Origin of the sequence: Lonepinella sp. MS14436, from assembly GCF_042470565.1 — a bacterium.
Taxonomy (GTDB): domain Bacteria; phylum Pseudomonadota; class Gammaproteobacteria; order Enterobacterales; family Pasteurellaceae; genus Lonepinella.
Genome location: NZ_CP170385.1, coordinates 1301336 through 1319532 on the forward strand (window position 1 = coordinate 1301336; position 18197 = coordinate 1319532).

Consider the following 18197-nt stretch of genomic DNA (forward strand, 5'->3'; position numbering starts at 1 on the left):
AGCGATGTTACATAACTCAAAAGCCACGCCAACGCTACAATCTAGCCTTGAGGAGTGGCTTTATTATTTAGAACACAGTCATTGTAAAGTCATCGATCTTGGACTGGAAAGAGTAAAATCGGTTGCTCAAGCATTAGATTTATTAAGTCCAGCCCCTTATGTAATAACAGTGGGTGGCACTAATGGCAAAGGCACAACCTGTCGCTTGCTGGAAACTATTTTACTTAATGCTGGTTTTAAAGTTGGTGTCTATTCTTCACCGCATTTAATTCGTTACAACGAACGTGTGCGGATTCAAAATCAAGATGTGCAAGACGAAGATCATATTCGTTCTTTCCAGTTTATTAATACCCATAAAAATCAATCTCTAAGCTATTTTGAATTTAGTACGCTATCTGCCTTGTATTTATTTAAGCAAGCAAATTTAGATGTGGTCATCTTAGAAGTAGGTTTGGGTGGTCGATTAGATGCGACTAATATCGTGGATGCAGATATGGCGGTAATCACCAGTATTGATATTGATCATATTGATTACTTAGGCGATACTCGAGAAAAAATTGCGTTTGAAAAAGCAGGGATTTTTAGAGCAAACAAGCCTGTGATTATTGGTGAGCCAGATATTCCACATTCAATGATCGAGTATGCAAAATCGTTAAATTGCCAGCTTTCTTGTTGTAATCAAGATTGGCAATTTGAAATAACAGGCGAACAGTGGAAGTGGCAAAATAACAACTGTCAGCTAGGAAATTTACCGCTATGTCAAATTCCATTAGCAAATGCGGCAACGGCGTTAGCTGCCGTACAGTCTTTACCATTTAATATTTCTGCTAAAATTCTCCGAAAATCCTTAAATGAAGTGGAATTAATCGGGCGTTTTCAAACGGTTAAACCAGAAAGTTTAACCGCACTGATAAAGTTAACAGAAAAATCTTTACAAGATTTACCTAGAATTATTATTGATGTTGGTCATAATCCCCATGCCGCACGTTATTTAGCCGAAAAATTAACCCAATTAAAAAGCAAAATTTCAGGAAAAATCACCGCAGTTTGTGGTATTTTACAAGATAAAGATGCGGAAAATGTGTTATCACCGTTGTTATCAATCATTGATGAGTGGCATTGTGTTACCTTGTTAGGCTACCGTGGACAAACTGGTGAACAGCTTGCGGAAAAATTATATTCAGTAGCTGAGAAACAAGCCATTAAAGTCAAGGTTCAAGTGGAAAATTCGGTGGCTTTAGGGGTAGAAAGTGCGGTGAAAAATACCGATAAAAATGATGTCGTGTTGGTATTTGGCTCATTTCATACGGTGGGGGAATTTTTACAGATTGGGGTTACTTAGTCTATACACTCAGCCAATAGATGAATGATAATGTGGTGAATAATATTAAAATTTTTCACCACATTTCATTTTATTCTAAATGATTTACATCATTCACTTTTTCTACCATAAATTGTCCTAATTGATTTCCTTGTTGAACATAGCGAACTACGCTAATTGAGGTATTAGCAAGTGTTTCGCTTTGTCCATTCTCACGATGATTTTGCCAAGTTGCACCGTTTAATAACGCAATGAGTAAGCGTAAAGTATGACCGTGCGAAACGACTAAAATATTGCCTTGTTGGTGGATTTTAATAATATCTTGTATCGCTTTCATTGCTCGCTCGGCAAGTTGTTGCCAAGTTTCGCCATTGTTACAGATTGCTTTATAGTTAGCAGGATCATTGAGCATTTGTTGAAATTCTTCATGTTGGCGAATATCATCTACTACAAGCCCTTCCCAACTGCCAAAATGATGTTCATTTAAACCATTATGTTGGAACAGTGGAATATCTCGTTTGCCTAGAATGTATTGAGCAGTATCAATGGTACGTTGTAAACAGCTTGAATAGGCAGCAATAAAGGGAATATTTTGTAACGCCTGACCAGTTTTGATTGCACCTTGTACACCTTGTTCGGTGAGATTAGAATTACCTGATCCTTGCATTAATCTTTGTTCATTCCAAATGGTTCGACCATGACGAACAAAATAAAAGTGAATATCTTTATTCATTGTGTATTTTCCTTTTCTTTTAAGACGAGGCAAATTTATTTTTGATAGCTATGCTTAAAATTATATATCAGCATCAGAATTTTATCATCATTAATAAGCCTTGCTGTTTAACTATTCATAAAAATGATCACCAAATGAATCTAATCCAAATAGTAGCGAATCAACTTGGTGTGAAATACGTTTTGTGCGGTAAAAACGTAACTTAGTTTACTGAAATAAATAAAATTTTATGAAAAACAGTTGAAAAAATCATCAAATAGCCTATTATTTGTTTTGGAAGTTATTTCCAGATGAATCACCCAGTAACAAGGAGTTTAAAATGGCATTAGGTTGGTATGAATTAAAATTAGCCAGCGACGGACAATTTATGTTCAATTTAAAAGCGGCAAATAGTCAAGTTATTTTAACTAGTGAGTTATACAAAACTCGTGCTGCAGCAGAAAATGGTATTGCTTCTGTACAAAAAAATGGTGCAAATGAAAGCTTATTTGAATATCGAGTAGCTAAAAATGATAAGCCTTATTTTGTATTAAAAGCTAAAAATCATCAAGAAATTGGACGTAGTCAATATTATTCATCACAAGAATCGGCTAAAAATGGCGTGAAATCGGTAATGAATAATTCAGTAACCACAACCATTAAAGATTTAACTAAAGCCTAATTTTTGATAAGCCATTCTGTTGAGTGGCTTTATTTTTTCTACTGTGTTTTTTAGCACAATTCAGCAATCATATCGTTTATGGCAGAGCGAAGTAAATATCGGTCATGGCGATAAGTAACATCATCTGCGTTTAATTTGCGTACTAATAATTTCACTTCTGATGCTTGTTCATTATCAATTTGTATAGGCGTGATTGCACCATTTACAATATCTTTTCCAACGGTTTTATTGATCCATTGAATGCGATCCGATAAGGATAAACTGGCTGATGGACTGTGTTCGACACCGAGATTATCAATAAAAATAATTTTAGCCGAACTTACTTTGAGGGCTTGAATAATTTCAGGTAATAATAAGATTGGCATGATACTGGTTAAAAAGCTACCAGGTCCAAGTAAAATCACTTCCGCTTGCAAAATAGCATTAACTGCTTCGGGCGAAGCAGGAACATTTGGAGATAAAAATAGAGAATCAGGAAGTTGCTGTAAGCTATCTACGGCGACTTCGCCTAAGATTTGTTCACCAGATGGCAAAATTGCCCCTAAATGTACAGGACTATCTGACATGGGGAGCAAGAAAGATTTCACTTTCAAAAAGTTGCGAATTAAGTTAATTGCCTTTGTGGGGCGAATATTCATATCTTCTAAGGCTTTTAAAATTAGATTGCCTAAATTATGCCCTGCTAACTCACCTGTGCCACCAAAGCGATATTCAAATACCGCTGATGCTGTGGTGGGATTGGCAATAATTTGGGTTAAACAGTTGCGTAAATCTCCCCACGCAATACCACCGTGAGCATCGCGAATACGACCTGTTGACCCGCCATTATCGGTGGTTGCAACAATACCTGTAAGTTGCCCTTTTAAGAAACTTAAAGATGACATCACACGTCCTAAACCGTGACCACCCCCAATGGCAACCAGATGTTTAATTTGTTTTAGGTGAGTATTGTTGTTTAGTGTTGTCATCATAAATCCTATTAATCCCATTAATAATCCTTTTACAAAAGATGATATTAATTTACCATTTTTTGCTTATTTTTAAAAAGATAATTTTACGTTATATAAACCTCTCTATAATTGAATAAAATAATGACCTAATATTTCTACCTGAAAGGGCTTAATCATTGGCTTTTTAGTTGTGCTTTTAGCCTATCTCTTTTAAAATAAAAAGAATTTCATATACCGAGCTTGCGTGCCTACGTCAATGTAATAAAGATAGGGTAGCAATGCCAGCGATAGTCATAATGTTATGCTATTGCTCGGGGATACGCTGGAAACGGTTTGTCCTATTCTTTTTTATAAAGGTATTTCATGCAATCTATTCCTATCCGAAACTTGTTGGAGCGGCTTGTTGATCCGTTCCAACGAGAATACTACTATTTACGAATGTCGATTACCGATGTTTGTAACTTTCGTTGTAACTATTGTTTACCCAATGGTTATCAGCCGAACCCTGAGCGTGATAAATTTCTTAATGTGGATGAAATTCGCCGTGTGGTACGTGCATTTGTTGCAATGGGAACAGAGAAAGTGCGAATTACTGGTGGTGAACCTACGTTGCGTAAAGATTTTCTGGAGATTGTGGAAAATATTTCTGCTATTGAAAATATTCACACCCTTGCTTTAACTACTAATGGCTATCGTTTGGCAAAAGATGTGGATTTGTGGCGAAAAGCAGGGATTACCTCAATTAATGTCAGCGTGGATAGCCTTGATCCTCGGCAATTTCATCGTATTACAGGGGAAGATAAATTTGATGATGTAATGCGTGGTATTGATCGTGCTTTTGAAGTGGGGTATCAGAAAATTAAAATTAATTCAGTATTGATGAAAGATTTTAATGATCGGGAGTTTGAGCAGTTTTTGGCTTGGATAAAGCATCGTCCGATTCAAATGCGATTTATTGAATTAATGCAAACGGGGGAAATGGATTATTTTTTCCAAAAACATCATATTTCGGGGCAAATTTTGGTGGATAAATTATTGCGACAAGGTTGGCAATTACAACCGAAAGGACGGACAGATGGACCCGCAAAAGTGTTTTCGCACCCTGATTATCAAGGTGAAATTGGGCTAATTATGCCGTACGAGAAAAATTTTTGTGTCAGTTGTAACCGCTTGCGAGTTTCTGCTAAAGGTAAATTGCATTTATGTTTATTTGGCGAAGAAGGCGTTGATTTGCGAGAATTGTTACAATCAGATAACCAGCAATTACTTTTACAAGCAAGGCTTTTCGGTGCGTTACAGGGTAAACGAGAACATCATTTCTTGCATCAAGGTAATAGTGGTGTAAGAGCTAATTTAGCTAGTATTGGTGGATAAAGAGGGAAAAATGACAGAATTTAGCCATATTAATCAAAATGGTGAAGCCAATATGGTGGATGTGTCTGCTAAACAAGATACGGTGCGAGAAGCTCGTGCGGAAGTATTTGTGACAATGTCACCAAAAACCTTAGCAATGATTGTCAGGGGAAATCATCATAAAGGAGATGTATTTGCCACCGCCAGAATTGCAGGGATTCAAGCTGCGAAACGGACGTGGGAACTGATTCCGTTATGCCATCCGTTGTTATTATCTAAAGTAGAAGTGAATTTAACCGCACTTTCAGACAGTAACCAAGTTCGCATTGAAAGCCTGTGTAAATTAACTGGCAAAACGGGAGTCGAAATGGAAGCCTTAACGGCAGCAAGCGTGGCAGCATTGACTATTTATGATATGTGTAAGGCGGTACAAAAAGATATGGTGATTTCAGGCTTGCGTTTGTTAGAAAAGTGCGGTGGAAAATCAGGACATTTTAAAGTGGAATAATGGATAAATATGTTAAAAGTGTTATTTTTTGCTCAAACCCGAGAATTAATTGGTATTGAGCAATTAGAATTGAAAGCAGAATTTGATACAGCAGAAAGCCTGCGTCAGCATTTGGCTAAACAGGGTGACAAATGGGCGTTAGCGTTGCAAAAAGGTAGGTTATTGGTGGCGATCAATCAGACCTTGTTGCCATTAGAAAGTACAATAAAATCAGGTGATGAAATTGCTTTTTTTCCGCCAGTAACAGGGGGGTAAATGTCAGATATTTTAATTGCGGTGCAGACACAATCCTTTGATCAAAATGCAGTTTATCGTTGGTTATCGGAGCAAAATTCTGTGGGAGCAACCACCATTTTTGTGGGGAAAGTGCGAGAAATGAATTTAGGCGACAAAGTATCTAGCCTATATTTAGAGCATTATCCAGCCATGACTGAAAAAGCCTTGCAAGAAATTGTGGCAGAAGCTAAACAGCGTTGGGATTTACAAAGAGTGGCAATAATTCACCGAGTTGGGTTGTTGCATACTGGTGATGAAATTGTCTTAGTTGGGGTGAGTACCGCTCATCGAGGTGATGCGTATTCAGCTAATGAATTTATTATGGATTATTTAAAAACCAAAGCACCGTTTTGGAAAAAAGAACAAACCGAGCAAGGTGAGCGTTGGATTGAAGAACGAAATAGCGATCATATTGCTGCAGAAAAATGGTAAATAAAAAATCTGTACTTTTTTAAGTAAAGTACAGATTTTTTAATAAATTCAATTATTCTTTGATTAAGCTAATTAATACTTCGGTTTCTTCAGGGAAATCAGCATTGATAAAATGTTTACCGTTGAAATAAAGGATTTCACCTGCATTAATTGGGTGATTTTCTTTATCATCTAACACAATATTAGCTTTGCCTTTTAACACAGTAAAGAAAAGTTCATAGCCGTCGTGGTTATGTCTTTTCATTTTATCGCCAGCTTTGAAAAAGCCATGCACGACAGTGCCAGATTGATTTACAAATACTCTGCCTTTTTCGGTTAACACTTTACCAGCTTGTGTACCCGTTTCTATTTTAATTGTTGCTGGGTTAGATTCTTGTGCTATTGCTTGATGAGCAAGAGCAAAGGTTGTTAGTGCAAGAAGTGATAATACTTTTTTCATCATTAAGCTCCGTATAATATAAAAATAACCACTGGAATCATATCAAATAATAATGATTATCAAAAGCAAAATTATTAGTAAAATAGAGCGTTTATTTTATTTATCCAGTTCCCCCTACTTTATAAAGGCTGTATAATAAACCATTCATTTTTATTTAGAGAGTTTTATGAAAATTATATCCTTTAATATCAACGGATTACGGGCTAGACCCCATCAGTTAAATGCAATTATTGAGAAACATCAGCCTGATATTTTGGGGTTGCAAGAAATTAAAGTGGCAGATGAACAATTTCCCTACGAATTAGTAGAACATTTGGGTTATCAGGTTTTTCATCATGGGCAAAAAGGACATTATGGTGTGGCGTTATTGTGTAAACAGCAACCCGTTGCAGTACGTAAAGGCTTTCCAACCGATAATGAAGATGCACAAAAAAGGATTATTATGGCGGATTTTGATACGCCATTTGGGCTATTGACGGTGATTAATGGTTATTTTCCACAAGGGGAATCTCGAGATCACGAAACTAAATTCCCAGCTAAACAGAAATTCTATGCGGATTTACAACATTATGTGGAAAATCAACATAATAAGTCGAATCCTATTGTCATCATGGGAGATATGAATATCAGCCCAACGGATTTGGATATTGGTATTGGGGAAGAAAATCGTAAACGTTGGCTACGTACAGGAAAATGTTCATTTTTACCTGAAGAAAGAGAATGGTATCAACGCCTATATAATTATGGGTTAGAAGATACTTTCCGTAAATTAAATCCAACAGTCAATGATCAATTCTCGTGGTTTGATTATCGTTCCAAGGGTTTTGATGATAATCGTGGCTTGCGTATTGACCATATTCTGGCAAATCGGGCATTGGCAGAAAAATGTATAAATGTGGGGATTGATGAGGATATTCGAGCAATGGAAAAACCCTCTGATCATGCACCAATTTGGGCGGAATTTAAATAATGTCAGACATTGATTTTCAGCAAGAAATAGAACAACAAAATTGGCAAAATTATCGCACTTGGTTTAACGATCAGGTGGCAGTTGTTACTGTTAATGTTTCCTTGATGGAAATGTCAGAATTTCGCCAAATGAATATTGCTCAAATTATTCGATATTACCAAGGTGATAAAAATGGATTGCCTACAGAAGTATCTCATCATGAGATATTTCGGCAAATATTACACACAATTACGCAACTTTGTGCCTTACCTGATGTAGTTTATGCTGGGCATATTTTGTCTAATGGTAAATCACAACAATTTTTCTATTTTAATGATGAAATCAGTTTGTTAGAAACCTTAGGACAATTATCTTATGATGAGTTAGTTATTCAACAGGATCTGAATTGGGATACCTATTTTGAATTTTTATTGCCATCACCATTAGAACATAAAATGACCTTGACGGAAGAAATTTTAGATACGTTAAGTGAAAATGGTGTGAATTTATCTGAACCGCAGTTAGTAGAACATAATTTCCATTTTGATGAAAAAGAGGATATTGAGCGTTTTATTGAGAAATGCAATCTATCAAAGATCCATTTTGATCGGATTAAATATACTGAAAATAGAGTGAAAGTAGATAAGGACAATCGGGCATATTTAGTCAAAGTTGAGCAAGAATTAGCCTTAGATACACAGGAGATTTTTACTCAAGTTGAACAATTTGAATCTCTTGCTGATGCCGTTTCTGCTCGTTATTTAGGTTGGGAATATGGAAATTTTGGTCAGCAAGGATCGTATTTAAATTAATATAATGCTGTAGCTGGATTGGGCTAAAATTCAGTTAAAAAAGACCGCACTTTTATCCACTTTGGGGATTTTTTGTTTGAATTAATTTACCGATTTCACCATCCCAATCAATTTCTGCGATGGTTGCTGGTAAAAAAGACACGTTATTTTTACCACATAGTTCAGCCACAATTTCTCCTACTAATGGCAAATGTGAAACAATAAGAATTTGTTGTATATCTTCATCAAACAAAACAGAAAGGTAATCTACAATGACTTCCGCTTTACCATAAGGGGTAATGGCATCCCAGATTTCGGTTCGTTCTGTGAGTTTGTCATCAAAAATATTATTAATATATTCAAAGGTTTGTTTTGTTCTAATATAGGGACTGACGAGTACTTTATCAAACTGTGCAGCGGTTTCTTTTAGCCAAGCCCCTTGATTTGATGAGCTTTGTTCACCAAATTCGGTAAGGGGACGATCTTTATCGGATTTCGCAAACATTTCAGCTTCGCCGTGACGCATAATAAAAATTTTCATCTGATTTTCCTTATACAATAAACTAACAAAAATATAATCGTAAACCCATATAAAAGTCAAAAGGAAATTTTTATTTAAGGCATCTCGCTTTCAGGGCATTTTCAGCGTATAATGCCTACCAGTTTTTTTCGTTATAACGGGGTAGAGGTCAATGTTATGACGATATGAGTAATATTCATTTTAAATAGCAACGTTAGCAACGGAGAAAGTAATGTCTAGAAAATTAAGAAGAACCAAAATTGTATGTACAATGGGACCATCCACAGATCAAGGTGATAATTTAGAGAAAATTATTGAAGCAGGGGCAAATGTTGTTCGTATGAATTTTTCTCACGGCACACCTGATGATCATATAGGACGTGCTAATAAAGTACGTGAAATAGCCAAAAGATTAGGCAAAAATGTAGCAATCTTAGGTGACTTACAAGGTCCGAAAATTCGGGTTTCTACTTTCAAAGACGGTAAAATTTTCTTAAATGTGGGTGATAAATTTGTTTTAGACGCTGAATTACCAAAAGGTGAAGGTAATCAAGAGGCGGTTGGTTTAGATTATAAAATGTTACCACGCGATGTTGTTTCTGGTGATATTTTATTATTAGATGATGGTCGTGTTCAATTAAAAGTATTGACTACTGAAGGGGCTAAAGTATTTACAGAAGTAACTGTCGGCGGTCCATTATCAAACAATAAGGGAATTAATAAGTTAGGTGGTGGCTTGTCCGCAGACGCATTAACAGAAAAAGACAAAGCGGATATTATTACGGCTGCTCGTATTGGCGTAGATTATTTAGCGGTTTCTTTCCCTCGTTCAAGTGCAGATTTAAATTATGCTCGTAGATTAGCAAGAGAAGCTGGTTTAAACGCAAAAATTGTGGCAAAAGTAGAACGTGCTGAAACCGTGGTTGATGATGCTGCAATGAATGACATTATTTTAGCTTCTGACGTGATCATGGTGGCACGAGGTGATTTAGGTGTGGAAATAGGTGATCCTGAGTTAGTTGGGGTACAGAAAAAATTAATTCGTCGTTCACGCCGTTTAAATCGTGTAGTAATTACGGCAACCCAAATGATGGAATCTATGATCAGCAATCCAATGCCAACTCGTGCGGAAGTTATGGACGTGGCTAATGCTGTATTAGATGGTACAGATGCAGTAATGCTTTCAGCAGAAACTGCGGCAGGTCAATATCCAGCAGAAACTGTTGCGGCAATGGCGAAAGTTTGTTTGGGTGCTGAAAAAATGCCAAGCATTAACGTTTCTCGTCACCGTATGGATGTTCAATTTGACACCATTGGTGAGTCAGTGGCATTTTCTGCCATGTATGCTGCCAACCATATGAAAGGTGTAGCCGCTATTATTGCTATGACTAGCTCAGGATATACGGCACAATTAATGTCACGTATTAGTTCAGGCTTGCCTATTTTTGCATTATCCCGTCATCAATCTACGTTGAATCTTTGTGCATTATATCGTGGCGTAACACCTATTTATTGTGAAGAAGAATCCCGTACAGCAGAAGGTGCAAAACGAGCAGTACAATTACTAAAAAGTAAAGGTTTCTTAGTTTCAGGTGATCTTGTGTTATTAACTCATGGAGATCCATTAGGTAATGGCGATACAAATACTTGTCGCACATTAATTGTTGACTAAGAGAGAATTCTTCATTTTATTAAACGGTGGCATGGTTCCGCCGTTTTTTATTTGGATATTTAGGCTGTCTTTATGGTATAATGCCAAGATATTTTATAAGGTTATATTCTATTCAAGAATTAATCTCACTTTAAACATTTCAACATCCTGTTTTAGTCGCTGGAGGACTAAATGACAAGTGCAGTAAATAAACGGTCAATAATGACTCTTTTCTATGATAAATATGATATTTATTGTCATCAAGTACGTATTGTATTAGCAGAGAAAGGTGTCGCTTATGAGGCAGAAATTGTAGATGCTCAAAGTCTATCAGAAGATTTAATGGAGTTAAATCCTTATGGTACGTTACCAACATTGGTTGATCGTGATCTGGTTTTGTTTAATTCCCGTATTATTATGGAATATTTAGATGAACGTTTTCCTCATCCACCGTTAATGCCTGTTTATCCAGTAGCTAGAGGCAAAACACGTTTATTAATGCAACGAATTGAGCAAGATTGGTATCCTACTTTAGCTAAAGCAGAAAATGGAACTGACGAAGAACGAGAAAATTCATTAGCTCAATTAAAAGAAGAATTATTGGCAATTTCCCCAGTTTTCGATCAAACACCATTTTTTATGAGCGAAGAATTTAGCTTAGTAGATTGCTATATTGCTCCGTTATTATGGAGAATGCAGGATTTAGGCGTAGAATTTACAGGTATAGGAAGTAAAGCACTTAAAGCCTATATGAATAGAGTATTTGAACGTGATTCTTTCCAACAATCAGTTGGCAATGCTACACCTAGAAATTTAATGGATGATAAGTAATGGTAATGGAATATAAATCAACACCTAAACGCCCTTATTTATTAAGAGCTTATTACGACTGGTTGATTGATAATAGTTTTACACCTTATTTAGTAGTTGATGCAACCTATAATGGGGTTGTGGTGCCACAAGAATATGTGAAAGATGGTCAGATCGTGTTAAATATTTCATCTGGAGCAGTTGGAGCTTTATCTTTAGGTAATACCGCGATTGAATTTAATGCTCGTTTTCAAGGTGTGCCAAGAGATGTGTATATCCCAATGGGAGCTGCATTAGCTATTTATGCACGTGAGAATGGTGATGGTGTGATGTTTGAACCTGAAAAGATTTATGATGAACTAGATCAGGCTTCACAAGTTGAACAACCAACTAATTTCCAAGATATTGTGGATAAGCCAAAAACTAATGTAAATAAAGTAAAGAAAACAGATAATAAATCGGCATCACATTTGAAAATTATTAAATAATATGAGAAAGCGTAGAATATTCTACGCTTTTTTGTTGTTGATTTTATCTACTATGCTCAAGAATATACTAGACGAAAAAAAACCACGTAACAACGTGGTTTCTTGTAATTTGGTGAGTGGTCGGACTCGAACCAAAAATATATATCATTGAATTTCAAGTTATTTTATTGGTAATGCTTGGCTGAATTTCATTTTGTACCCTTATTTGTACCCTTATTCTTGAAAGTCACCCCATAAATGAGTAAAAAATAACCTATGATGATGACGGTTAGAAATTCAAAAAATAGCCGTTCTCCACGCCGCACTAACCCCGTGGAAAGGCGTACCCCGTCGGAAGTACCTTTTAAAATCTGTGTTGTTTCTTAATGTACTGTATAAAATAGCCTTTTTTCGTTTTTATAAAAATATTTTTCTTTTTTTGAAAATTTATCCCCTTATCCCCGTTTTAGCCCCGCTTTTTATTCTTTCTTGTTTAAAATCAAATATATAAAAGACGGGGATAAGACGGGGTTCGGACGGGGATAAACGGGGATTTCAGGGGATAAAAGCCCCTTATTTTCCAGTTTTAGCCATTTTTAACCGTTTTTTATGCCAAAACATATACTGTATAAAACCTATGAATAATAAAACAGCCTATTAGTTTAAAATAGGCTGTTATTATTAAAGAGTTAAATACTAGGCTTGTAACAAAATATCCGCTCTTATGCCTAGCTTTGAGTGTAGTTTTTTCATCATGTTTAAACTTAATGGACGGGTTTTATTAAAGACTTCGTAAACTCGGTTAGGTTTGCCAATGATATTATCAAGATCTTTTATTTCTAGCCCTTGTTGCTCCATTCTGAATTTAATTGCTTCTATTGGGTCGGGTAGGTCAATAGGGTAGTGCTTTGCTTCATAGTTTTCTATTAGCGTAGTGGTTACGTCTAAAAAATCTAACTCATTAACGGTTAGGGTTTCTTTATTAAATAACGGCTCTACAGCTTTTAAGGCTTGGTTGTAGTCTTGTTCTGTTCTAATTGGTTTAATGTTCATTGCTTAAATCTCCACGTTATCAGCGTTTATTTTGTCGTATTCTGCGTGCGTGCCTATGAATTTGATATAAACAATACCTAACTGAAAGGCTATGGCTACAATTAATCTATGATGATTACCTTTAATATTAAATACCGCTCTACGGTTTTTTAGTATGCTTGCTGTTCGATATTGTGCTTTTATATCGTGTAAATCTTGCCAGTTGGCTTTTTTAACTTCGGCTATCCATGCTTTTAATGGTTGTTCTGTTTCAGGGTGCTTTTGCCAATAGTTAACAAGTGTTGATATTGAAATTATTCTCATAGGTCTATATAGTCCTGTTTTGGGATTAATTAAATTATAGTCCTGTTTTGGGATAGTTTCAATAAACAAAACAAAAACCTAGAACAGTCTAGGTTAATATGTCGCTTTGGTGGTGGAATTATTGGGCGTTATTATTTGCCTGTATCTGTTCTAATTCAGTTTTGTATTCAGTGTTTCCGCTCATTAATTGCTTTTCTCTGTGTTCAATACGTTTTAATAAGCGTTCCGCCTGTTTTAATTGCTGCTCTAAAAACTCACTAGCACATAGTTTATAATCAGCCATGATTTCGCCTATCACTTGCTTTTGAATTTCCACCAGCTCATTAATCGGGTAGGGTTCATTGTCGCTGTATAGGCTCATGAAGTGATAAATTGAGCCGTTATTTTCTGTAATATAGTGTTTAATTGCCTGCGGTCTTAAAAATCTTTTAGCGGTGTTACATTTCATAATTTCTATATTCTCCATTTCTTTTTTATATGGTGCAATTTGTGCGTTTTCTAGCTTACCCTTGCCACTTTGCCAGCGTTAACATTTTGTCCTTGTAGTAGATATTAGTAACTAGCGTATTGTCTTTCAGCCGTTCTACTACTTCGCCTTTTTGCCCTGTTTCTTTTAGTGCGTCTGGTAGTCTTTGCTTAAAAATGCTTAAGCTCATTACTTTTCTTTGGTTCGTACACTCACAAAAATGTATGTAGGCTCGATAAAGTGCGGTGTGAAAATCTTTAATACCCTTGTTACTTCCCCAGTATAAACCGTTTATCTTGTCGTTTCGCTCGTTTGGTGGGTCGGTTGGCTCCACTGGTTTAATATAAAATTCCTGTGCGAAGTCTATTAAATGGTCGGCTTGAATTTTAGTCGCTAGCCCTTTGTGGTTCTCCCTGTACGTTTCTAATATTGTTCTAGCGGTTTCTGGCTCTGGAAATGCTTTAAGCAATAATTTAATAATCCCGTACACTTCTAACTTTACTTTGTCTAAAAAATTAACATCTTTCTTGTCTTCGGGAACTTTACGATCGAAGTGAATTATCACCCTGCGTCTAGCAATACCCCCGTTTAAATCAGGGAAGTAAAGGGGCGTGTTAGTGATTAGCACTACAACTAATTGCAATACTATATCAATAGGCATTTGATAATGAATTTTTGCCCGTGTTAAATCTCCGCCTGTAATGCGTTTAAGGTCTTCCGCCCCCTTGCTGTATTCCCCTTGTTCGGGACTTAATAATAACGACTTATCGATCAGGGTTGCTATATTTATCGGGTCTATTAGCTGTTCGATCTTCATGCTTGCCGTATTGCCTTTGCCGTTCACAGTTTCCGCAATACCGCTTAAAATACTTTTACCCGCTCCAGCCGTTCCGACCAGTTCAAGAAATAACTGCCATTTGTGCCTGTTGGTGAGTATCATATAAAGCCCCGCCATGATTGCCTGTTCTTTTTCTTCATCGCCATTGGCTACGAATTTCAGCCAGCTGTCAAAATGTGGCGTATCTTCGCTTAGGGTAACGCTATATGGCTCTAAACCCCTTACCCCTTGCTGTTGGTTATGTTCCAGAAAGTCGCCTGTAAACTTGTCTATTACACCATTTTCAAAAGCAATAAAACGCCCGTTAGCTTGTGGCACGGTCGCCATGTTCAGAATGATAATTTCTGCTAGATTGTTTATCGTGCTATTTCGATAGCTTGCGTTATGCTCATTGTAGAATTTCACAATATCACGCTTTAATTCTTCATCAGAATAATCTAGCCACGCTTTGCCGTTATAAATAAAACTCTTACTTAAAGTTAAATCACGCCCTAGCGGTTGGTTTCGCCATTTAAAAAAAGCGTCTGTTTTTTGTTTTTCGGTGGTGGAATTGCTGTCTAAATTAATTTCGTCATTACTTCCACCAGCGACGGAAATTGCTATCATTTTTGCTAAATCTTGCTCGCTTTCTTGGGTGCGTAGGCGTTCAATATATCCGCTTAGGTTTTCTTCTTTCTCCATTGTCACCCCGTTATACAAGCCAACGGCTAAACCGTTCACTTTGTTGTTGGTGGCAAGGTTTAAACAAATAGCAGTTTTCTGCTCCTGTGTGAGTTCGCCACATTGGAAGATTTTTATAGCTCTCTGATCAGGGTTACATATCCTTGTGCGGTCTAGGTTTGTAAGCTGTTTTACATCTAAAATAACTGGCTTCTGATCATAGGGGTGAACTTTCCCCCCGTTATCTATAAAATAATCCATTTTCAAGCCATCAACCAAAATACGCCACATAGTGCCTTTACCTTTGCCCCATGTTCCCCATGCGTCACTACCTGCTAAAATGATTAAATCACTGAATAGCTGGTTGTTCCACGGCTCTTTTAAATGCGGTGCGTTAGTAAATTTTGTCATTGCTTGCCCCCATTTTCTCCATTATTCGTATGTCTTCCTGTTCGCGGTTTTGCTTAGTCATCATTTCAAGCGTAATTTTATTTCCTTGCTTGTCGATAAAGTCACAAATACCGTTATTTGTGCCGCTAAAATATTTTACGGCTGTTTCTATCTCATCATTAACCAATAGCGGTGTAGTTGTGTTTTGCTGGTGGTAAGCAATAATTGCTAACGCTTCACGCCATGCGGTCGCATTTCCCATATCTACGGTTATAAAATCGTCTATGCTTTGCCATAATGAACCAATGAAATAACCGTCATTTTGAACTAATGTAATATGTGGAAAATCTAAAAAGCTCAATGTTGCTTTAACTGGCTGCTTAGTTAATTCCGTCAAGGTTTTAATGTTTAATTCTGTGATTGTTTCCATAATCTGCCCTTTGTTCTTGTCTGATTTCTGTTATTCGGTTTTCTGATAGACGGAATTCCGTCTTTTGAAATGTTGCTTTTCATTCTTCATGCTTTGCTTTAACGCATAGTCGGCAATCTGTTTTATTTTATCTTGGTTAATTTCCATAAGTCCCCCTAGGCTTTATCTTTAATAACTTTCGCAATATGGACCGCTTTATAAATGCGGTCTGCCAGTGCGTTAATTTGTCGTTTAATTGCATTATCTAGGTTGTCGAACGTGCCTAGATTGTAGGTTTTGCCGTTGTTGTCGTAACCTGTGACGCTGTAATAAATCATTATTGTTCTCCCTGTAGTCGTTTATTTGGGCTTGCGTGTGGTTGTATCACTTTTTCGCTTTTTCCTGTTGCTGGTGGATTATTCGCAATTTCCGCACCATTGACGGCTTTTCTAAATAAATCTACACAATCATTCAATTCATCTATTGAGCCTTGTAATAGGTTCTCAATGCCCTGTAGTGCGTTTTCTATTTCGCACGCTTCCATTGTGTCAAGGTTGCTTTTACGCATAACATAAATTAAACATACTGATTGAAATAACTGGTTAATCCGTTGTTCTAGTGTGTCAATTTGTCCGCTTATCACGTTTACATTATTCATCTTTGCCCCCTTGGTTTTTGGTATTCATTAATAATTCGCCTAGTTCGTTGCCGTCTTGTTTGGCATTTAAAATCAGGCTTTGAATGTTGGTGATTGCATTTTCAATAATGTACGGATTTAAACTAAAATCGCCGTCATTCTCTGAAAAATTAACAAAAAGCAGCATTAAAACACTTTCGGCTTGTGCTAGGTTGGTGTTAAAGCTGTCGATTAGGTCGAATGAATTACGCATTTTTGCCCCCTTGTTGTGGTTTTAGTCCTTTGGTAAGTTCGTTTTTAATTGCTTTGAGTGCGTCCGCTGTACCTGTTAAGTGTCCGCTGTGAATGTAATCTTTAGCAAAATTTAAATAAAATTCTGCTCTCGCTACCGCTTTTGCTAACTGCTCAAAAGTCGGCTGATATTCAGGCTTGAATGTTTTGATTTTGGCTTTACGCATAGCTCACCCCCATTAATGAAAACGGTTGAGAATAGCGAATAGGATTTAACGCACTGGTTAAAGTGTTGGATTGTTTCATTTGGAATACTCTTTTTGTTACAGTGTTAGTAGTATCGCCCTTTGTTAGGGGCGGTAAGGTATCAACTACCGCAAAAAGTCGGCGGATCTTATTCGTGCGAAAAATCGCCTTAGCTCGATCTCTTAACCTTACCGCAAATACGATACATTCGGGGCGGTGTTCGCCTGTTGAATGGTGAATTTGAGATAAAAAAATAGCACTTAAATAACGGTCGTGCTTTCCGCTTTTTGTAGTAGTGGTTTCAATACTACCCCCATTTTCACGACTACGCAATAGCTCTACGAAAATTTTACGCATAAATCACCCCCTTAATGTTGGATAAAGTGCGGTGTAAATGGTGTGAGTTTTTGACGTTCCAGCATTGCAACAAGCAATAATCTTTAGCGATTTTTGCCCGTGCCGTGCTTTCGTTGTCGGCTTGAATAACGATTCTTGCTTTTGGCAAGCGTTGAACAGTTAGGCTTGTGTTGCCTAAGTTTTGGCGGTGTATGCCTAGGAATAAATAGATCATGACTGATAACTCCACTTGTTGATATTGAGAGTTATCGCTTTGCTTTCCACGGCTTGGCGATAACGTGCTACGGGGTGGAAAAACGGTTACAAGTGGTAAACCGCCAACGCCTAAGCGTTTCCCATAGCACGCTATCATTGAAAGAAAATTGCTAGGCTCAAATTTGAGCTTTGCAACTTCATTTGATAAAGTGCTAACCAGCTCAAAATTGAGCTTGTTATTTTCTTTAGGTGTGCGAATTTCACGAACAAAAAAAGCACGGTTTAAAATTGGCGTGCTATCGTTCGCCACTTGTTTTTTTATAGGGTTTCCACGCCCGTTGCGAAAATAATAGGGAATTTCACCGCACTTTGTCAATGATTCGCCTTGTGAATTATTTTCACACAAAACAAAATCAAAATGAATTTCAGTAATAAACTGATTGATTTTGCCAGAAATAATGCTAATATTATTTCGGTTGTTACTTGATATATTTTTCATGTGTAACCTGACGCAATAGTAAAATAATGTAGTGAAAAATCTCCGCCCTAAC

Annotated in this window: 26 protein-coding genes and 1 riboswitch; of the genes, 11 read left to right on the forward strand and 15 right to left on the reverse strand. The window is 36.8% G+C overall.

Annotated elements, in window-relative coordinates:
* The first annotated feature begins 4 nt into the window (after positions 1 to 4).
* Positions 5 to 1342 carry a bifunctional tetrahydrofolate synthase/dihydrofolate synthase gene (folC, locus tag O1Q81_RS06220; RefSeq protein ID WP_386696561.1) on the forward strand — a complete coding sequence of 446 codons (1338 nt, stop codon included), beginning with the start codon at positions 5 to 7 and terminating at the stop codon, positions 1340 to 1342.
* Positions 1343 to 1412: 70 nt separating this feature from the next.
* Here folC and O1Q81_RS06225 read toward each other — a convergent pair whose 3' ends face one another.
* Positions 1413 to 2054, reverse strand: coding sequence for a histidine phosphatase family protein (locus tag O1Q81_RS06225; protein WP_386696563.1), 642 nt, complete (start codon positions 2052 to 2054; stop codon positions 1413 to 1415).
* Between the two features lie 319 nt (positions 2055 to 2373).
* Here O1Q81_RS06225 and O1Q81_RS06230 point away from each other — a divergent pair, with 319 nt between their 5' ends.
* Positions 2374 to 2715, forward strand: a complete 342-nt coding sequence (locus O1Q81_RS06230; protein WP_386686027.1) for a YegP family protein — start codon at positions 2374 to 2376, stop codon at positions 2713 to 2715.
* 50 nt (positions 2716 to 2765) lie between these two features.
* Here the strand turns inward: O1Q81_RS06230 and yvcK are convergent, their stop codons facing one another.
* A complete protein-coding gene (gene yvcK, locus O1Q81_RS06235; RefSeq protein ID WP_386696564.1) occupies positions 2766 to 3683 on the reverse strand; it encodes a uridine diphosphate-N-acetylglucosamine-binding protein YvcK in 918 nt (305 codons plus the stop codon).
* 202 nt (positions 3684 to 3885) lie between these two features.
* Positions 3886 to 4040, forward strand: a riboswitch (molybdenum cofactor riboswitch).
* On the opposite strand from yvcK, the gene moaA reads away from it, so the two are divergent.
* The 4 genes from moaA to moaE all read left to right on the forward strand — a co-directional run bounded on the left by moaA (position 4029) and on the right by moaE (position 6234).
* Positions 4029 to 5039, forward strand: a complete 1011-nt coding sequence (gene moaA, locus O1Q81_RS06240) for a GTP 3',8-cyclase MoaA (protein WP_386696566.1) — start codon at positions 4029 to 4031, stop codon at positions 5037 to 5039. It overlaps the preceding riboswitch by 12 nt.
* Before the next feature lie 10 nt (positions 5040 to 5049).
* On the forward strand, positions 5050 to 5526 hold the full coding sequence (moaC, locus tag O1Q81_RS06245) for a cyclic pyranopterin monophosphate synthase MoaC (protein WP_386696568.1): 477 nt from the start codon (positions 5050 to 5052) through the stop codon (positions 5524 to 5526).
* A 9-nt stretch (positions 5527 to 5535) separates the two neighbouring features.
* A complete protein-coding gene (gene moaD / locus O1Q81_RS06250; protein WP_386686037.1) occupies positions 5536 to 5781 on the forward strand; it encodes a molybdopterin synthase sulfur carrier subunit in 246 nt (81 codons plus the stop codon).
* Positions 5782 to 6234 carry a molybdopterin synthase catalytic subunit MoaE gene (moaE, locus tag O1Q81_RS06255; protein ID WP_386686039.1) on the forward strand — a complete coding sequence of 151 codons (453 nt, stop codon included), beginning with the start codon at positions 5782 to 5784 and terminating at the stop codon, positions 6232 to 6234.
* A gap of 52 nt (positions 6235 to 6286) precedes the next feature.
* Here the strand turns inward: moaE and O1Q81_RS06260 are convergent, their stop codons facing one another.
* A complete protein-coding gene (locus O1Q81_RS06260; protein ID WP_386693022.1) occupies positions 6287 to 6676 on the reverse strand; it encodes a cupin domain-containing protein in 390 nt (129 codons plus the stop codon).
* 163 nt (positions 6677 to 6839) lie between these two features.
* On the opposite strand from O1Q81_RS06260, the gene xthA reads away from it, so the two are divergent.
* The gene (xthA, locus tag O1Q81_RS06265) at positions 6840 to 7643 is read left to right on the forward strand and encodes an exodeoxyribonuclease III (protein WP_386696570.1); all 804 of its coding nucleotides are present in this window, start codon (positions 6840 to 6842) and stop codon (positions 7641 to 7643) included.
* Positions 7643 to 8434, forward strand: a complete 792-nt coding sequence (locus tag O1Q81_RS06270; protein ID WP_386693824.1) for a TIGR01619 family protein — start codon at positions 7643 to 7645, stop codon at positions 8432 to 8434. The genes xthA and O1Q81_RS06270 overlap by 1 nt, the downstream gene beginning before the upstream one ends.
* 52 nt (positions 8435 to 8486) lie before the next feature.
* On the opposite strand, the gene sixA is transcribed toward O1Q81_RS06270, so the two are convergent.
* Positions 8487 to 8954, reverse strand: coding sequence for a phosphohistidine phosphatase SixA (gene sixA / locus O1Q81_RS06275; protein ID WP_386686047.1), 468 nt, complete (start codon positions 8952 to 8954; stop codon positions 8487 to 8489).
* Positions 8955 to 9165: 211 nt separating this feature from the next.
* Here sixA and pyk point away from each other — a divergent pair, with 211 nt between their 5' ends.
* From pyk to O1Q81_RS06290, 3 genes are all read left to right on the forward strand, one after another.
* Positions 9166 to 10605, forward strand: coding sequence for a pyruvate kinase (gene pyk / locus O1Q81_RS06280; RefSeq protein WP_386696572.1), 1440 nt, complete (start codon positions 9166 to 9168; stop codon positions 10603 to 10605).
* 171 nt (positions 10606 to 10776) lie between these two features.
* On the forward strand, positions 10777 to 11415 hold the full coding sequence (sspA, locus tag O1Q81_RS06285) for a stringent starvation protein SspA (RefSeq protein ID WP_386686051.1): 639 nt from the start codon (positions 10777 to 10779) through the stop codon (positions 11413 to 11415).
* 5 nt (positions 11416 to 11420) lie between these two features.
* Complete coding sequence (locus tag O1Q81_RS06290; protein ID WP_386693826.1) at positions 11421 to 11882, forward strand: ClpXP protease specificity-enhancing factor; 462 nt, start codon at positions 11421 to 11423, stop codon at positions 11880 to 11882.
* Positions 11883 to 12557: 675 nt separating this feature from the next.
* Here O1Q81_RS06290 and O1Q81_RS06295 read toward each other — a convergent pair.
* The 11 genes from O1Q81_RS06295 to O1Q81_RS06345 form a co-directional block, all read right to left on the reverse strand.
* Entirely contained in the window at positions 12558 to 12914 is a 357-nt protein-coding gene (locus O1Q81_RS06295) for a type II toxin-antitoxin system HigA family antitoxin (protein WP_386696573.1), read from the reverse strand.
* A 3-nt stretch (positions 12915 to 12917) separates the two neighbouring features.
* Complete coding sequence (locus tag O1Q81_RS06300) at positions 12918 to 13286, reverse strand: type II toxin-antitoxin system HigB family toxin (RefSeq protein WP_386686057.1); 369 nt, start codon at positions 13284 to 13286, stop codon at positions 12918 to 12920.
* Between the two features lie 49 nt (positions 13287 to 13335).
* Positions 13336 to 13665: a hypothetical protein gene (locus tag O1Q81_RS06305; protein WP_386693828.1), complete on the reverse strand. Its 330-nt coding sequence runs from the start codon at positions 13663 to 13665 to the stop codon at positions 13336 to 13338.
* A 55-nt stretch (positions 13666 to 13720) separates the two neighbouring features.
* Entirely contained in the window at positions 13721 to 15592 is a 1872-nt protein-coding gene (locus O1Q81_RS06310) for a primase-like DNA-binding domain-containing protein (RefSeq protein WP_386696575.1), read from the reverse strand.
* Positions 15576 to 16001 carry a hypothetical protein gene (locus O1Q81_RS06315; protein ID WP_386696577.1) on the reverse strand — a complete coding sequence of 142 codons (426 nt, stop codon included), beginning with the start codon at positions 15999 to 16001 and terminating at the stop codon, positions 15576 to 15578. The genes O1Q81_RS06310 and O1Q81_RS06315 overlap by 17 nt, the downstream gene beginning before the upstream one ends.
* A gap of 155 nt (positions 16002 to 16156) precedes the next feature.
* Positions 16157 to 16318 carry a hypothetical protein gene (locus O1Q81_RS06320; protein WP_386686065.1) on the reverse strand — a complete coding sequence of 54 codons (162 nt, stop codon included), beginning with the start codon at positions 16316 to 16318 and terminating at the stop codon, positions 16157 to 16159.
* Complete coding sequence (locus tag O1Q81_RS06325; protein WP_386686067.1) at positions 16318 to 16638, reverse strand: hypothetical protein; 321 nt, start codon at positions 16636 to 16638, stop codon at positions 16318 to 16320. Before O1Q81_RS06325 ends, O1Q81_RS06320 begins: the two co-directional genes overlap by 1 nt.
* On the reverse strand, positions 16631 to 16870 hold the full coding sequence (locus O1Q81_RS06330) for a hypothetical protein (protein WP_386696578.1): 240 nt from the start codon (positions 16868 to 16870) through the stop codon (positions 16631 to 16633). The genes O1Q81_RS06325 and O1Q81_RS06330 overlap by 8 nt, the downstream gene beginning before the upstream one ends.
* Positions 16863 to 17075, reverse strand: coding sequence for a hypothetical protein (locus tag O1Q81_RS06335; RefSeq protein WP_386692732.1), 213 nt, complete (start codon positions 17073 to 17075; stop codon positions 16863 to 16865). Before O1Q81_RS06335 ends, O1Q81_RS06330 begins: the two co-directional genes overlap by 8 nt.
* A complete protein-coding gene (locus tag O1Q81_RS06340; RefSeq protein ID WP_386696580.1) occupies positions 17068 to 17451 on the reverse strand; it encodes a hypothetical protein in 384 nt (127 codons plus the stop codon). Before O1Q81_RS06340 ends, O1Q81_RS06335 begins: the two co-directional genes overlap by 8 nt.
* The gene (locus O1Q81_RS06345) at positions 17444 to 18145 is read right to left on the reverse strand and encodes a hypothetical protein (protein ID WP_386696582.1); all 702 of its coding nucleotides are present in this window, start codon (positions 18143 to 18145) and stop codon (positions 17444 to 17446) included. Before O1Q81_RS06345 ends, O1Q81_RS06340 begins: the two co-directional genes overlap by 8 nt.
* Between the last annotated feature and the right edge of the window lie 52 nt (positions 18146 to 18197).

Coding starts and splice junctions, on each gene's coding strand:
- xthA (WP_386696570.1), top strand. CDS start 6,840: ATGAAAATTATATCCTTTAATATCAACGGATTACGGGCTAGACCCCAT.
- O1Q81_RS06310 (WP_386696575.1), bottom strand. CDS start 15,592: ATGACAAAATTTACTAACGCACCGCATTTAAAAGAGCCGTGGAACAAC.
- sspA (WP_386686051.1), top strand. CDS start 10,777: ATGACAAGTGCAGTAAATAAACGGTCAATAATGACTCTTTTCTATGAT.
- O1Q81_RS06320 (WP_386686065.1), bottom strand. CDS start 16,318: ATGATTTATTACAGCGTCACAGGTTACGACAACAACGGCAAAACCTAC.
- O1Q81_RS06315 (WP_386696577.1), bottom strand. CDS start 16,001: ATGGAAACAATCACAGAATTAAACATTAAAACCTTGACGGAATTAACT.
- moaC (WP_386696568.1), top strand. CDS start 5,050: ATGACAGAATTTAGCCATATTAATCAAAATGGTGAAGCCAATATGGTG.
- O1Q81_RS06325 (WP_386686067.1), bottom strand. CDS start 16,638: ATGAATAATGTAAACGTGATAAGCGGACAAATTGACACACTAGAACAA.
- moaD (WP_386686037.1), top strand. CDS start 5,536: ATGTTAAAAGTGTTATTTTTTGCTCAAACCCGAGAATTAATTGGTATT.
- folC (WP_386696561.1), top strand. CDS start 5: ATGTTACATAACTCAAAAGCCACGCCAACGCTACAATCTAGCCTTGAG.
- O1Q81_RS06335 (WP_386692732.1), bottom strand. CDS start 17,075: ATGCGTAAAGCCAAAATCAAAACATTCAAGCCTGAATATCAGCCGACT.
- O1Q81_RS06270 (WP_386693824.1), top strand. CDS start 7,643: ATGTCAGACATTGATTTTCAGCAAGAAATAGAACAACAAAATTGGCAA.
- yvcK (WP_386696564.1), bottom strand. CDS start 3,683: ATGACAACACTAAACAACAATACTCACCTAAAACAAATTAAACATCTG.
- O1Q81_RS06330 (WP_386696578.1), bottom strand. CDS start 16,870: ATGCGTAATTCATTCGACCTAATCGACAGCTTTAACACCAACCTAGCA.
- O1Q81_RS06345 (WP_386696582.1), bottom strand. CDS start 18,145: ATGAAAAATATATCAAGTAACAACCGAAATAATATTAGCATTATTTCT.
- pyk (WP_386696572.1), top strand. CDS start 9,166: ATGTCTAGAAAATTAAGAAGAACCAAAATTGTATGTACAATGGGACCA.
- O1Q81_RS06230 (WP_386686027.1), top strand. CDS start 2,374: ATGGCATTAGGTTGGTATGAATTAAAATTAGCCAGCGACGGACAATTT.
- O1Q81_RS06225 (WP_386696563.1), bottom strand. CDS start 2,054: ATGAATAAAGATATTCACTTTTATTTTGTTCGTCATGGTCGAACCATT.
- O1Q81_RS06340 (WP_386696580.1), bottom strand. CDS start 17,451: ATGCGTAAAATTTTCGTAGAGCTATTGCGTAGTCGTGAAAATGGGGGT.
- moaE (WP_386686039.1), top strand. CDS start 5,782: ATGTCAGATATTTTAATTGCGGTGCAGACACAATCCTTTGATCAAAAT.
- O1Q81_RS06295 (WP_386696573.1), bottom strand. CDS start 12,914: ATGAACATTAAACCAATTAGAACAGAACAAGACTACAACCAAGCCTTA.
- moaA (WP_386696566.1), top strand. CDS start 4,029: ATGCAATCTATTCCTATCCGAAACTTGTTGGAGCGGCTTGTTGATCCG.
- O1Q81_RS06290 (WP_386693826.1), top strand. CDS start 11,421: ATGGAATATAAATCAACACCTAAACGCCCTTATTTATTAAGAGCTTAT.
- sixA (WP_386686047.1), bottom strand. CDS start 8,954: ATGAAAATTTTTATTATGCGTCACGGCGAAGCTGAAATGTTTGCGAAA.
- O1Q81_RS06260 (WP_386693022.1), bottom strand. CDS start 6,676: ATGATGAAAAAAGTATTATCACTTCTTGCACTAACAACCTTTGCTCTT.
- O1Q81_RS06305 (WP_386693828.1), bottom strand. CDS start 13,665: ATGAAATGTAACACCGCTAAAAGATTTTTAAGACCGCAGGCAATTAAA.